We start from the raw sequence: 13,516 nt of genomic DNA, 5'->3' as shown, positions 1-13,516 counted from the left end.
TATATCCACAATGAGGACAAACATGGGTTCGAGTAGATAGCGACTTTTCGACTTTTTGTCCACAACTAGAACAATTTTGAGACGTATTATGAGGTGAGACAGCTATAGTTAACTTGCCGCATTTGTCCCCAAAATACTCTAGCCATTGCCTAAAAACAGACCATCCTGCATCAGTTATCGACTTCGCTAAATGACGATTTTTGACCATGCCTTTGATATTCAAGTTTTCATAGGCGATTAAGTCGTTAGACTTAACTAAACGGAGTGCCACACTTTTGACAAACTCTTCTCGTTGCCTACTTACTCTTAAATGTTTCCGAGCATATCGCTTTCTAGCTTTGTGATAATTACGAGATTGTTTTTTACCCTTACGGTATTTCTTTGACTTTTTTTTAGTTAATCGGTTTAGTTGTTTTTCAGCTTTTCGATAGTAGTTCGGACAATCAATTTGATGGCCTTCGCTATCTACTAAGAAAAACCTTAATCCCACATCAATCCCAGTGGCTTTCTGGGAAGGTGTTAAAGGCTTAACGGTGTCTCTGGGGTCTAATTTAATGCAGAACTGCACATAATAACCATCGGCACGATTAAGGATTCTTACCCGTTTAATCTGGTCTGGTTGATAGTAATTAATATCTCTAGAACCAATCAACTTAAGAGTACCAATACCTTTTTTATCTGTAAAGGTAATATGGCGTTTATCTTTTGATAGCTTCCATCCAGATACTTTATACTCAACGGAACGGGAATGTTTTTTAAACTTAGGGTAGTTTTTCTTTCCTTTAACTTTATTTTGGCAATTATCGTAAAACCGAGTAATTGCCCGCAAGGTTCTTTCTACGGCAGTCTGGCAAGCATGGGAGTTTAAATCATCAACAAATTTCAACTCTTTCCTTAATGCTGTGTTGTACCGAAATAACTCTGTTTTGCCAACACCCCGATTATCCATCCAATAACGCAGAACTTTATTCCGAACAAATTGGGTTGTCCGTATTGCTTCGTTAATGGCTTCTATCTGATTAGGTTTTGGCTTAACTTTGTATTCTAGTACAAACATCTTGACACTGCTCGACCGAGTATCAATATCCTAGCACAAAATTCCTTAAGTTGACAATATATATTTAAGGTGGAGCTGCCCGACCCTGCGCGGGCATGGCGGGGCTTGTACCCAAATTTTCGGTCAACTAATGTTAGCTTTTCTTGACAATTAATCATCCCTCATCACTTTTTCACTTTCATCAAAGCGGCCCGGGCCTGTTCGCGGTCATCGAAATGGATTTTTTCCGTCCCCAAAATTTGATAATCTTCGTGACCTTTACCCGCAATAATTACTCCGTCTCCCGGTTGCGCTGCTTGAATAGCGGTGTCAATGGCCAAAGCGCGATCGCTAATTACCTGAACAGTAATTTCTGAGGGAATGCCAGCGACGATATCCTCAAGGATTCGTTCGGGAGACTCTGTGCGGGGATTATCGGAGGTAACTATGGCTAAATCTGCTAATTCTGCGGCTATTTTACCCATTAACGGCCGTTTTGTCCGATCTCGATCGCCACCACAACCAAAAACACAAATCATCCGACCGGAAATAAAGGGTCGGGAAGCTTTTAAAACATTCTCTAAACTGTCGGGAGTATGGGCATAATCGACAATGACGCTGATATCTTGGTCAGGCGCGATGCTAACCCGTTCCATCCGCCCCGGTACTCCTGAAAACTGGGGAATTTGACTGATTACTTTCCCTAAATCTACACCACATTCTAACACTGCTGCCACCGCCGCTAAGAGGTTAGCTAGATTATATTGACCCACCAGAGGAGAAGCAAAGGCTATTTCTCCTTGGGGAGTCACCATCACCCCTTGAACTCCTGTGGGTTGATAGTGTAAATCTTTAGTATAAAAATCGGCACGAGCATCGGACACACTATAGGTTAAAACCTGTTGAGGAGAGAGGGAGGCCGCTAAACGTTGACCGTAGGCATCATCAAGGTTAATAATCGCCTTACCTTGCAGATAATCGGGACTAAATAATTTAGCTTTAGCGGCAAAATAATCCTCCATGTCGAGGTGATAATCGAGATGGTCCCGGGTGAGATTGGTAAACACCGTCACGGGAAAAGTACAACCCTGTACCCTTCCCTGGGCCAGTGCATGGGAACTAACTTCCATGACGGCGATTTCATTGCCGGCGCTCACCGCTTTGGCCAAACTAGCTTGTAACTCGTTAGCGAAAGGGGTGGTATGATTAGCGGTTTCTTGGAATCCTTGCCAACGGGTGTAAAGAGTCCCGAATAAAGCGGTGGGAATCTCTGCTTGGCTGAGAAAATATTCAATTAAATGGGTGGTGGTGGTTTTGCCGTTGGTTCCCGTCACACCGATTAATTTTAGGGTAAGGGCCGGATAATGATAGAATTTAGCAGCGATCGCAGCAGCGGCAGTAACTAAATCTGCCACAACCATTACCGAAGCATCCTCCGGGGGGGGAAATTTAGCTGCGGCTGCCGGGGAGATAATCGCCGCTACGGCCCCGGTTTCCAAAGCGGAACGCCAAAATTCGCCCCCATCGACGCGAGTACCGGGTAAACCGATAAATAAATCTCCCGGTTGACAAGCATGGGAGTTGGTGGAAATTCCTGTAATCTCGGTAATAGAAGCGATAGGAGAAGAAATCGGGGAAACCAGAGGGATAGTTGTTAAAAGTTCTTGTAGTTTCATAGTCAGGATTGAATCTAAGGATTGCTGCTTTTAGATTAGCCGATCATCAAAGAGGTTCCTAGGCTATTAATTTAACGATAAAAAAACTCAGCAGTAAGGATAGCAACCGCGATAAGCTAAAAAAAACAAGGCTATAGCTTGTCAACTATTGACGATTTTCTGCGGAGATTTTCGGGATATTTATATGCAATTCGTCGATTTTCTGGCTCTCATTCATCCTGTCCTAGCGATAGTGGTCGTTTTCCCTATTATCGGCCTCGTAGTTAACTTTGCTTGGCAAACCCGTCAACGTCGCTTAGAAACCAACGCGGGAAATAAAAGTAAAATTCCCCCAGTAGTCGGGCCAGAACATCTACGCTTAGGCCGCTGGTTAACGGGTACAGTGGTAGGGGTTAACCTTTTAGCACTAGCTTACTCGGTCGTTTACGGTTTTAATGGTTTTGTTGATCAACAAAAAGAGGGAAAATTAGACTCCTTTCAGGTCTTTTTTGTGATTTTGATGTTTTTTGTCACCATTGCCTCTTTGGTCTGTCTCTACCGCGCTAGACAAGCTCTCTGGCGCGGAATTTTTGCCAGCTTGACCAGCATGGGTTTAATTATTATCGGTTCTCAGGATGGGGTCTGGCGACTCTCGTCCCAATGGTACTGGTCTCACTACTATATCGGCATGGCGGCATCATTACTGATGATTTTCTCTCTGGCAATTGTCGAAGATATCTATAAAGACCGTTCCCATCGTTGGCGCATCGCCCATACAATTCTCAATTGTATTGCTCTGGCTCTCTTTCTGGGACAAGCGATGACCGGTTCGAGGGATTTGCTGGAAATTCCCCTCAGTTGGCAAAAACCGGCAATTTATCGCTGTGATTTCACCAATAAAACCTGTCCTGAACCGAAATCCTCAACCCCCCTTATCAACCCGATAAGTTAAACTTTTTTAGGGACTGGGAGAGGGAGAGGGTGAAGGAGTTGAGAAAGTGGGTACACACTCAGATTTACCCGCAGCGGTATCGATGGGTTCCTCACACCAATTGGCAATCTTATCAAGTTGGGGAAATTCGGGTTTCAGGTTTTGGATTAATTTAGTCCATTCTACCCCTTGGGTCACAGCTACAGCACCGCTTGAGGTACAGCCTAAAATTTTGCCCCAATTTTTACCCCAGGCAGCACCGATAAAAGTACCATTATCGGTTTTACCGAGGGAATAGTCAGGAGCAAAGATAAACGCTTGTAGTGTTTGGGTTCCTTTCAGACAAATTTGCGGCGCAGCGGAACCTAAAATAGTAGGGTCATTAGAGGCATAAATTTGTAGATTGCCCGGGTTACAGCCAATCGCACTACCACAATTATGTTCGATGGCACCGTTAATATTACCTCTAACATAAAAAACTACCCGTTGCCCCGGAGTAATGGTAATCTGACCGCTACTCAAGTTGATATTATTAACGATATACTCGTACACTCCGCTGGGAGATGCTGTGTCTCCCGTTCTGGGAAAAGTTTCAGAACTGGTAAGTACCAGGTCTTTCTGACCAGAGGGAAGGCCAGTGGGAATCGGCGGTAAATCGGGGAAAAACACACCGACAAATTGCGCTTTGTAGGGGGGATTGGGTGCGGGTGTGGGCTGTTGAATCCTATTTTGTTCAGCCTCACATTTTGGACTCACCACCTCCTCCACCACATCCCCTTGAAATCTAGCACCATCGTCCGCCGTTCCCTCACTTATCCATAAAGCTGGGACCGTGTTGCGGTTAAATGCGGGGGGAGGGGAATCAAGAATAGGGATAGTTACCACCACACGGTTACGGGAGGCAGCATTATCGTCACTATCTATATTGAGATCAGTGTTAGTTAGGACTGTTGCGGCACTGGTGCGAGAACGTCCTTCGAGGGTGAGAACTCCCTGGCCAGGCCCAATATAATAATTGTATTCAACCACGCGATAATAACTATTATTACCGAGATCAACCCATTTATCTGCGCTCAAATCTCTTAATTCATCGATTTTTTGCTTCAAGGTATCGGCATCGTCAGGATTACTACAGGAGGGGGCGGCGGCGACTAATTTTTTTAAATGTTTTTGTAAATTGGTGGGATTAGTAACCACATCATATTTGGCGTTCTGCCAACAATTGTCACCAGGAGGACAATTCCTCTTAACCGTCGCCATAACTCGAACGCTATTGAGTAGATCCTGCACCCGCGTCACCCCAGCTTCGGAACTTCTTAAAGCATCAGCCCGGACTTTTTGGGCAATTACTTTCGATTGGTCCCCTTGGGCGCGCATTATCATAGTTATTCCTGTCACCATGAGGATGAGTCCAATTAACACGGCAAGAGGCAAGGCAAACCCTTTTTCCTTATTAGCCATCAGGTGAAGACATAAACGATTGTTCATAAGCCAGTCCATCTAAGAATGGTTACTTCTATTATAATAATAAATAGCTGGTTATAATTAAATTGAAGATGGATTTTGGGTTCGATCCCCCCTGCCCCGCTTAATAAGGGGGTGCAGCTCCCCCCTTATTAAGCGGGGTATCTGACAGTTTTGGCTCTTCGGTTTGTGTTATGCAATGGACGGAGGTTATAAGAGATGGAACCCTTATAGAGAAAGGCATTTAGCAATTTTTGTCAATTATTTTTGATCTAGAGCGAACTAATCAATTAAGTCTCTTGCCAGATAAGGATTTAGTCTATTTATGCCCCCCTATCGAACCATAACAAGTCCCGAAGAGCCACAGTTTTTAACACCTAACTACTGATCAAGTTTTGCTCAAGTGACAACTGTGATAATACAGGAATAGCCATGGGAGTAAAATCACAGACAAAAGCCAGTTGATACGATAATCAGTCGTTAGTTTTTCGATAAGTATTTTCGATTTTTGACTGAATTAAAGGGCTGTTTTTTGATTCAGAATTGCCCGCCAAATCAAGCCGATACCCCGAAAAAAGCTGATAATTAACAACCAAAGGGATTGTAATTCTCCCGCCGTATTTTTCGGTGGCCAGCGATGGGGACGACAGAATAGAAAAGCGATTAGTTTTCTCTGCTCTGATAGGGTCAGTGGCTGGAATTTAAGGGTTGCTTGCCAGATTTTTCCTCGTTTTTCTAGATTGACTAGATGAGCCAATAAGCGCAAATCTTCGCCTAAAATATCTAGGAGTAATTTTTCTGAGTATATGGGTTCACTCAGGTTAATTTCTGCTCCTATTTCCGAAATTTTTTTCAGATTGCCCTGTATAATTATATCCGCTTCTGTTATCAAGTTAACAGGATATTCCAACAATTGGTATTGAGTTTCTAGGGTGAGGGGAGCTTCCAATAAAGTCACTAAAGCAGTCATGATAATAACCACATTATATATGGCCAAAATCAAGCCAAAATTGAGGGGACTTTCTTGATAATTGTGATGGCGTAAATTAAAGAAAATACTAATTAAATTAATGGTGAGAAAAAACAGTAATGGGTAGGATAAACGCCAATTATATTGATAATTTTTACGAGCAATTCCCTTCGGTGTCACCTGAAATTCTTTGTCAAAGGGTTTCCAAAGAACATGGAGAACTGTTAGGGATGTTGGTACACAAATAATCATCGATAGTACCTCAGAAAAAATAATGGAGCGCGAGCGAGAATTTAACCAGTGATAAGTGGCTAACTGCAGCATCATGTAGGGTAAAAATATATAGATTGTCTCATCGATAGTAATGTTCAAAGGTACGATATAACCAAAGGTATAAAGGAGAGGAATAAGTAGAGAAAATAAACGAGCTAAGGGAGAAAACCAAGATAATATTCCTTCTAAGTGTGCCAATCTTTGAGGGAGAGTTAATCCCGCAATTTTTAGGGGATTAGCTTTGATAAAAAATGCCTGTAAAGTTCCCCTTGCCCAGCGCAATCTTTGCCGTAAATAAGCGGATAAACTTTCGGCAGATAAACCATTACTGAGTTTTTCATTTAAGTAAATAACTTCATAACCTTGGGCAGAGATAGCAATCCCAGTGAAATAGTCTTCACTAATAGATTCTGTATTGAAGTAGTCCACTTCGTCTAATGCTTTTCTTCTGACAATAAAAGAAGTGCCAGCACAGACAGGACTACCCACCCCATCTTTAGCCGGTTGGATATGACGATAAAATAATTCTTCGTCGGGAGTAACGATATTTTCTAAACCTAAGTTATGGGCAATAGGATCGGCATTATAAAAGCTTTGGGGCGTTTGCACTAGGGCAATTTTGGGGTTTTGAAACCAGCCAACAGTTCTTTCTAAAAAGTTACGACAAGGGATAAAATCTGCGTCAAAAACTACCACTAATTCCCCTTGAGTTTGTCTGAGAGCATGGTTTAAATTGCCTGCTTTAGCGTTTTTTCTATCCTCACGAGTCAGATAATGACAATTTAATTTTTCTGCCAATTGATCAATTTCTGACCTCTGGGTATCATCGAGAATATAAATATTTTTATGAGGATAATTAAGGGCTTGACAACCAATAATAGTTCTTTTTAAGATGAAGGCTGGCTCATTATAGGTGGGAATCAAGATATCTACCGTGGGCAAATATTGTTTATTGATCACTGCTTGGCTATAAAAATCAGCTTCTTTGCGTCTATCTTTTGTGGTTAAGACTAAAACTAACTGAATCATGCTACTACTTAAAACCATCATCTCAAGGACTAAAAGTAGTAAACTAAAAAAGCCATTGAGAGGGGTGGAAAGATTTAAGGTGGTCAGAATTCTCCAGAGTAGATAGCGCAGGGTGATAGCTAGAGTGATAGAAATAATGACTAATCTTGACCAAACTTGCGGACGCGGAGACAAGAAAATGATTAACTGCCTAAAAATTAGCAGGATAACTGTGGGTAATAATAATTGATAGCTATGAGCAACCGTGGGAACTTTAATCCAAGCAAATGGATTAAAAAAATCTTCTACTAAGCCAAGGATTAATCGATCAATATTGTGTTCTGGCCAACATAATGATAAACTGACCATCATTAGCCCGCCGATCACTGCTAACATAATTAAAATAACTGATATTATCGCTAAAATCGACTTGAATACGGAGGAATATGCTGGTTTTTGAGGGAATGGAAAAATCGATTCTTGGTTAGACATAAATCCCCTTCTGAGTAAATAAATCTAACTACATTTTACAATTCTTAACAAAAACCTGGGCATTGTTGGCAATGACAGGAGCGCTCTCCACCAAAATGCTACATTTTGTATCAAGCCGAAGATGAAACTGGCAAGAAAAAGTGTAGAAATAGTATACTTCGGTTAACCGTGAGGAAAAATTAATCTATGATAGCCGTCAAAATCGCCGTTGTTAGCGCTCTCGTTTTAGTTGTGGTCAAATTCGTCGCTTCTGCTCTAGGCAAAGGCAATATACCCCTGCTTAATCAGGCTGTCACCGTGATTTTAAGCCTTTTTATCGGTTTTGAGTTGATTCAACTAGGACAAGCGGTGATTGAAAAGATTAATTAAGGGCTAAACGGGCCAGATAGAAGCTAGTAATAGTTTTAGCATCGATCGATTCTCCCCCTGCGATCGCTGATTCCATTGCCTCAAAACTCATCAAAACCACTTCCAGATCTTCATCGGCATCTTGAGCGGGGGGCAAGCTTAATTTTTCCAGATCCTGGGCTAGAAAAGCATAGATGTATTCATCGGAATAACCGGGTGCCAGGGCAAATTTACCCAAAGATTGCCAATTGTGCGCCCGATAGCCCGCTTCTTCCTCTAATTCTCGTTTTACCGTCGTAGCGGGGTCTTCTCCTTCATCAATCGTCCCGGCGGGAAATTCCAGAATTCGAGCTTGCAAACTAAATCGATACTGACGTACTAAAACCAATTGACCTTCCTTGGTGATTGGAACTGCTAAAGCGCCACCCGGATGACGGACACATTCCCATTCTCCCTCGACACCGTTAGGTAAACGCAGTTTCGAGACTTCAAATTGAAAGACGCGACCTTGATAAAAAAGACGTTGTTGGAGAAATTGAGGCGGTTCAGACATGGAAAATTTGCAACTAGGACTTTAAGAATTAATATCAACAAATGTTACCTTTGTCACCGGTGTTAGGAAGCGGGTAGAATTATCATCTAACGGCCAAGGAGAGATTCAGGTTATAATGGGAAATGCTGTCTTTACAGGTTAAATCTTTTTCGAGAAACCCCATGGCCAAAAAATCGATGGTAGAACGCGAGAAAAAACGCGCTCGTCTCAGACAAAAATACGAAGCTAAACGGACGGAACTAAAAGAACAATTCCGCACCGCCGAAGATTTTGAAGAAAAACTGGCAATTCACCAAAAATTACAGGAATTACCCCGCAATAGCGCCCCCAGTCGTCACCGCAACCGTTGTTTAACGACCGGCAGACCGAGAGGATACTATCGCGATTTTGGTTTATCCCGCAACGTTTTACGGGAATGGGCCCACCAAGGTCTTTTACCCGGTGTGGTCAAGTCTAGCTGGTAGTCAGAAACAACATCTAGGGAAAATACTGGGATAGAGGCGTGTTTTTTGCGTCTCTATTGCTGTTTTTAGGTAATTTTAGCGATAAAATAAAAACTCTCGATCGAGCGATCGAGAGTTAACCATGAATAGAAAATTTACCTAGACTACAGTAGCAGCTTTACGGGCAGCGGCGGCCTCATCGGGATGAATACCGAGACGGGTGAGATTGAGACGACCTTTACTATCGATCTCCCGTACCTTGACTAACACCTCATCCCCCACGGCCACTTCATCCTCGACCTTGCCGACACGTCCCTCGGCCAATTGGGAAATATGGATCATTCCCTCTTTCCCTGGCAAAACTTCCACAAAAGCGCCGATTTGGATAATGCGAGTCACGCGACCGAGATAAACCTCACCCTCATTGAGTTTGCGGGTCATATTGTAGATCAGTCGTTTAGCTTTTTCGGCCTGTTCTCCATCGGTGGAGGAAATGGTGACAGTACCATCGTCATCGATATCGATTTTCGTGCCAGTCTGTTCAGTAATCCCTTTAACCGTCTTACCACCCGGCCCGATTACTAACCCGATCAGATCCGGATCGATCTTGATCGTCAATAACCGGGGTGCGTGGGGAGATAATTCCGTGCGCGGTTTTTCTAGGGTCGCTAACATCTTCTCGAGGATATGTTTGCGGGCCGGTAAAGCTTGTTTGATCGCCTTGGCCACCACTTCCATGCTTAAACCGGGGATTTTCATATCCATCTGGAGAGCGGTGATGCCGGAATCAGTGCCAGCCACCTTAAAGTCCATATCTCCCAGAAAATCCTCGATACCCTGGATATCGGTCAAAATCCGCACTTCTTCCCCTTCTTTAATTAAACCCATGGCCGCACCGCTCACGGGTTTTTTCAGGGGAACACCGGCATCCATCAGCGCCAGGGTGGAACCGCACACGGAACCCATGGAGGTGGAACCATTAGAAGAGAGGACTTCCGACACTACCCGCAGCACATAGGGAAATTCCTCCTGTGGGGGAAGGACAGGTACGATCGCCCTTTCCGCTAAAGCACCGTGACCGATTTCTCGACGGCCGGGAGAACGCATGGGACGGGTTTCACCGACGGAAAAGGGTGGGAAATTGTAGTGATGAAGATAGCGCTTTTCGTCTTCGGGATGGAGATCGTCGCCCAAATCCTGAGCATCACCGGGGGTGCCCAGGGTGGCGATCGAAAGCACCTGGGTTAAACCGCGATTAAACAGGCCGCTACCGTGAACCCGGCGGGGTAAAACTCCCACCCGGCAAGAAATCGGGCGTACTTCGTCCAGTTGGCGACCATCAACCCGCACCCCATCCTCAATAATTTGGGCGCGCATCAGTTTTTTGGTCAGATCCTTGAAGAGATTACCGATTAACTTCGGCTCTTCCAGCGTTGGAGATTTTAAGGGATCTTCATCGGGGAGAGCGGTTATAGTTTCCTTGATCCGATTTTCGATCGCCGCTAATTTCTCATCCCGTTCGGTTTTGCTGAGGGTAAACTGAGAGAGAATCTGTTTAATTTCCTCTTTAGCTTGTTCTTTCAGGAAATTATGCACGGTTTCGTTTACTACCGGCGCTTCTCGGGTGACGAGGGGAATACCCAACTGATCGATCAATTCCCGTTGAGCGGTGATCAGGTCGCGGACCGCTTCATAACCAAAATCGATCGCCTCAATAATATCCCGTTCTGGTAACTGATTAGCTCCCGCTTCGATCATCACCACCCCTTCGGGACTACCGGCCACCACTAGATCCAATTCTCCGTTATGGATTTCCTTGTAGGTGGGATTGATGATAAATTCATCCCCCAGTAAACCGACGCGCACCGCTGCCATCGGTCCTTGGAAGGGAATCCCTGCCAACAGAACCGCCACGGAGGCTCCGGTAACGGCCAAAACATCCGGGGGTACTTCCTCATCCATCGAGAGGGTCGTAGCGACCACCTGAATATCATCCCGTAGCCAACTGGGGAATAGAGGCCGCAGGGGGCGATCGATCAAACGACCGGTCAGAATGGCTTTTTCCGGGGGACGACCTTCACGACGCAAAAATCCTCCCGGGATGCGCCCGGCGGCGTATAATCTTTCTTCGTAGTCAACGGTCAAGGGCAGGAAATCTACTCCTTCTCTGGCTTTGGCTGTGGTTGCTGTCACTAAAACCGCCGTTTCTCCCGATTGGATCAGAACACTACCGCCAGCTTGGGGGGCTAAAAGCCCTATTTTTAGTCGAATATCCCTGCCATCAAAGGATATTGACTTGTCAAACTCTTCCATGTAAAGTTATATTCCTTTCTTTCACTTTTCTCTGTGCTGTGGCAATCCTAGCATTTTTTGTCCCCCTTTCTGCCAGGTTTAGTATTCAGTGATCAGTGATCAGTGATCAGTTATCAGTTATCAGTTATCAGCTTTTTTCTCCCTGCTCCCATCTCCCATCTCCCCCGCAACGCGCACGAAGTGGTCTCCCAACTACCCCACTACCCCACTACCCCACTACCCCACTGATAACTGGTTACTGGTCACTGATAACTGAAAATACTCCCCACTACCCCACTGATAACTGGTTACTGGTCACTGATAACTGAAAATACTCCCCACACCCTACACCCCACTTTTAAACAGAATTTAAGATTACTTGCTCAAACGAGCCAAAAAATGATAGTTTCAGATATAGGAATAATCTGGTTAAGAAAAAAAATGTCTTCCCTTGCCGCTTGCTGGCCTAAAAATATTTCTAAGTATTAGCAAAACTGACTGACTGTCAGCAGTTGAGCGGGATTTTTCCTAGCTCGCAGAACTCCAGACAAAGAAAATTAAGACAATTAAAAGGATTGCGTCTCTATTACCTCTCAGACGCTTCTAATCCAGTGAATTTGCGGGTTATCTTCAAATTAACCCCGTTTAACCCTATTTGTGGCTATCGATTATGGCTGAAAGTTATTTACTAGACAAACTGCAATCTGTAGAACAGACCTACAAAGAATTAACCCGTCGTCTAGCGGATCCCGATGTCACCAGTAATCCGGGTGAATTGCATCGTCTGGCCAAATCCCGCGCTTCCCTAGAGGAAACGGTCAACACCTACGAAATTTGGCAAAAAAGTCAAGAGGATTTAATCGGTGCGAAACAAATCTTCAAAGAATCCGCCGGCGATCCCGAATTACGGGAAATGGCCGCCCGAGAAGTGGCAGAATTAGAGGAAAAAATCGCCACTTTGGAAGACCAATTAACAATTCTGCTGCTGCCCCGGGATCCCCTCGATGAAAAGAATATCATGCTAGAAATTCGTGCTGGGACCGGAGGTGATGAGGCCAGTATTTGGGCGGGGGATTTAGTTCGCTTGTACTCAAAATATGCCGAAACTCAAAACTGGAAAGTTAGCCTTTTGAGTGAATCTCAGGCGGATATGGGAGGATTTAAAGAGGCAATTTTAGAGATTAAAGGCGATAACGTCTATAGTAAGCTGAAATTTGAGGCGGGAGTCCATCGGGTGCAGCGGGTTCCTCTGACGGAAGCGAGTGGTCGCGTCCACACTTCCACCGCTACCGTGGCAATTATGCCAGAAGTGGACGATGTGGAAGTGCATATCGATCCCAAGGATATTGAGTTAACCACGGCTAGATCCGGGGGGGCAGGCGGTCAAAATGTCAATAAAGTGGAAACTGCCGTCGATTTAATCCATAAACCCACGGGAATCCGGGTTTTTTGCACCGAAGAGCGCTCGCAATTGCAAAACCGGGAACGAGCTATGCAGATTCTCCGGGCGAAACTGTACGATATGAAGTTACAGGAACAACAGGAAGCGGTCAGTTCCATGCGACGCTCTCAGGTGGGAACTGGTTCCCGTTCGGAAAAAATTCGCACCTATAACTATAAGGATAATCGTCTCACCGATCATCGCTTAAATCAGAATTTTTCCCTCGATCGCATTTTAGACGGCGATATCGAAGAGGTGATCCAATCCTGTATCGCCAAGGATCAACAGGAAAAACTGGCGGAATTAGCCGCTGCCCAAGAGACAGCTTAATCAGGACAAGGGAGACTCCGAGACGGGAGACAGGAGATTATTTTTATTTATGCTCCCCCCGCTCCCTTCTCCCTTCTCCCCAACCCGCAACAGCCAAACCCCTTGCTACTTTTTGACTTTAGACCTCTCGCATAATTAGGGTCTGCGGCAAAAAGTAGGGGCGAAGCATTCGGGCAATAACCTATCGGTGAAACCGTAGATTTTCTATCCGAATGCTTCGCCCCTACAGGACGCGGGCCGATGAAGACGCCAGGTTTTGAAGCACGATTCTCTCAAAATC

At 44.6% G+C, this 13,516-nt stretch carries 11 protein-coding genes; 5 read left to right on the top strand and 6 right to left on the bottom strand.

What is annotated here, in order from left to right; all coding sequences use genetic code 11:
* Positions 1–1,057 (bottom strand): RNA-guided endonuclease InsQ/TnpB family protein (locus IM500_RS09995; protein WP_287738232.1); only part of this gene is annotated, 1,057 nt, incomplete at its 3' end.
* Positions 1,058–1,221: 164 nt separating this feature from the next.
* Positions 1,222–2,712: a UDP-N-acetylmuramoyl-L-alanyl-D-glutamate--2,6-diaminopimelate ligase gene (locus tag IM500_RS09990; RefSeq protein ID WP_190722813.1), complete on the bottom strand. Its 1,491-nt coding sequence runs from the start codon at positions 2,710–2,712 to the stop codon at positions 1,222–1,224.
* 184 nt (positions 2,713–2,896) lie between these two features.
* On the opposite strand from IM500_RS09990, the gene IM500_RS09985 reads away from it, so the two are divergent.
* On the top strand, positions 2,897–3,643 hold the full coding sequence (locus IM500_RS09985) for a DUF4079 domain-containing protein (RefSeq protein ID WP_190722814.1): 747 nt from the start codon (positions 2,897–2,899) through the stop codon (positions 3,641–3,643).
* 6 nt (positions 3,644–3,649) lie between these two features.
* Here the strand turns inward: IM500_RS09985 and IM500_RS09980 are convergent, their stop codons facing one another.
* Positions 3,650–5,110 carry a hypothetical protein gene (locus IM500_RS09980; RefSeq protein ID WP_190722815.1) on the bottom strand — a complete coding sequence of 487 codons (1,461 nt, stop codon included), beginning with the start codon at positions 5,108–5,110 and terminating at the stop codon, positions 3,650–3,652.
* A gap of 493 nt (positions 5,111–5,603) precedes the next feature.
* On the bottom strand, positions 5,604–7,829 hold the full coding sequence (locus tag IM500_RS09975; RefSeq protein ID WP_287738230.1) for a glycosyltransferase: 2,226 nt from the start codon (positions 7,827–7,829) through the stop codon (positions 5,604–5,606).
* Positions 7,830–8,015: 186 nt separating this feature from the next.
* Between IM500_RS09975 and IM500_RS09970 the strand changes: the two genes are divergently transcribed.
* Complete coding sequence (locus tag IM500_RS09970; RefSeq protein ID WP_002759616.1) at positions 8,016–8,198, top strand: hypothetical protein; 183 nt, start codon at positions 8,016–8,018, stop codon at positions 8,196–8,198.
* On the opposite strand, the gene IM500_RS09965 is transcribed toward IM500_RS09970, so the two are convergent.
* Positions 8,191–8,730 carry an NUDIX hydrolase gene (locus IM500_RS09965; RefSeq protein ID WP_190722817.1) on the bottom strand — a complete coding sequence of 180 codons (540 nt, stop codon included), beginning with the start codon at positions 8,728–8,730 and terminating at the stop codon, positions 8,191–8,193. The genes IM500_RS09970 and IM500_RS09965 overlap by 8 nt on opposite strands.
* Positions 8,731–8,891: 161 nt before the next feature.
* Here IM500_RS09965 and rpsN point away from each other — a divergent pair, with 161 nt between their 5' ends.
* On the top strand, positions 8,892–9,194 hold the full coding sequence (gene rpsN, locus IM500_RS09960; RefSeq protein ID WP_002796120.1) for a 30S ribosomal protein S14: 303 nt from the start codon (positions 8,892–8,894) through the stop codon (positions 9,192–9,194).
* Between the two features lie 138 nt (positions 9,195–9,332).
* On the opposite strand, the gene IM500_RS09955 is transcribed toward rpsN, so the two are convergent.
* A complete protein-coding gene (locus tag IM500_RS09955) occupies positions 9,333–11,486 on the bottom strand; it encodes a polyribonucleotide nucleotidyltransferase (RefSeq protein ID WP_190722818.1) in 2,154 nt (717 codons plus the stop codon).
* Between the two features lie 491 nt (positions 11,487–11,977).
* On the opposite strand from IM500_RS09955, the gene IM500_RS24465 reads away from it, so the two are divergent.
* Both IM500_RS24465 and prfA read left to right on the top strand, forming a co-directional pair.
* The gene (locus IM500_RS24465) at positions 11,978–12,157 is read left to right on the top strand and encodes a hypothetical protein (protein ID WP_341275517.1); all 180 of its coding nucleotides are present in this window, start codon (positions 11,978–11,980) and stop codon (positions 12,155–12,157) included.
* Positions 12,136–13,236: a peptide chain release factor 1 gene (gene prfA / locus IM500_RS09950; protein WP_190722819.1), complete on the top strand. Its 1,101-nt coding sequence runs from the start codon at positions 12,136–12,138 to the stop codon at positions 13,234–13,236. The genes IM500_RS24465 and prfA overlap by 22 nt, the downstream gene beginning before the upstream one ends.
* The last annotated feature ends 280 nt before the right edge of the window (positions 13,237–13,516 follow it).

Source organism: Microcystis sp. M179S2 (assembly GCF_020245805.1).
Lineage (GTDB): Bacteria > Cyanobacteriota > Cyanobacteriia > Cyanobacteriales > Microcystaceae > Microcystis > Microcystis aeruginosa.
Note: the sequence above shows the minus strand (reverse complement) of the source record. Positions and strands in the feature narration are given on the sequence as shown.

What these genes read in the sequence shown, in the direction of transcription:
- IM500_RS09965 (WP_190722817.1), bottom strand. Translation starts at nt 8,730, where the DNA reads ATGTCTGAACCGCCTCAATTTCTCCAACAACGTCTTTTTTATCAAGGT.
- IM500_RS09975 (WP_287738230.1), bottom strand. Translation starts at nt 7,829, where the DNA reads ATGTCTAACCAAGAATCGATTTTTCCATTCCCTCAAAAACCAGCATAT.
- rpsN (WP_002796120.1), top strand. Translation starts at nt 8,892, where the DNA reads ATGGCCAAAAAATCGATGGTAGAACGCGAGAAAAAACGCGCTCGTCTC.
- IM500_RS09980 (WP_190722815.1), bottom strand. Translation starts at nt 5,110, where the DNA reads ATGAACAATCGTTTATGTCTTCACCTGATGGCTAATAAGGAAAAAGGG.
- prfA (WP_190722819.1), top strand. Translation starts at nt 12,136, where the DNA reads ATGGCTGAAAGTTATTTACTAGACAAACTGCAATCTGTAGAACAGACC.
- IM500_RS09970 (WP_002759616.1), top strand. Translation starts at nt 8,016, where the DNA reads ATGATAGCCGTCAAAATCGCCGTTGTTAGCGCTCTCGTTTTAGTTGTG.
- IM500_RS09955 (WP_190722818.1), bottom strand. Translation starts at nt 11,486, where the DNA reads ATGGAAGAGTTTGACAAGTCAATATCCTTTGATGGCAGGGATATTCGA.
- IM500_RS09990 (WP_190722813.1), bottom strand. Translation starts at nt 2,712, where the DNA reads ATGAAACTACAAGAACTTTTAACAACTATCCCTCTGGTTTCCCCGATT.
- IM500_RS09985 (WP_190722814.1), top strand. Translation starts at nt 2,897, where the DNA reads ATGCAATTCGTCGATTTTCTGGCTCTCATTCATCCTGTCCTAGCGATA.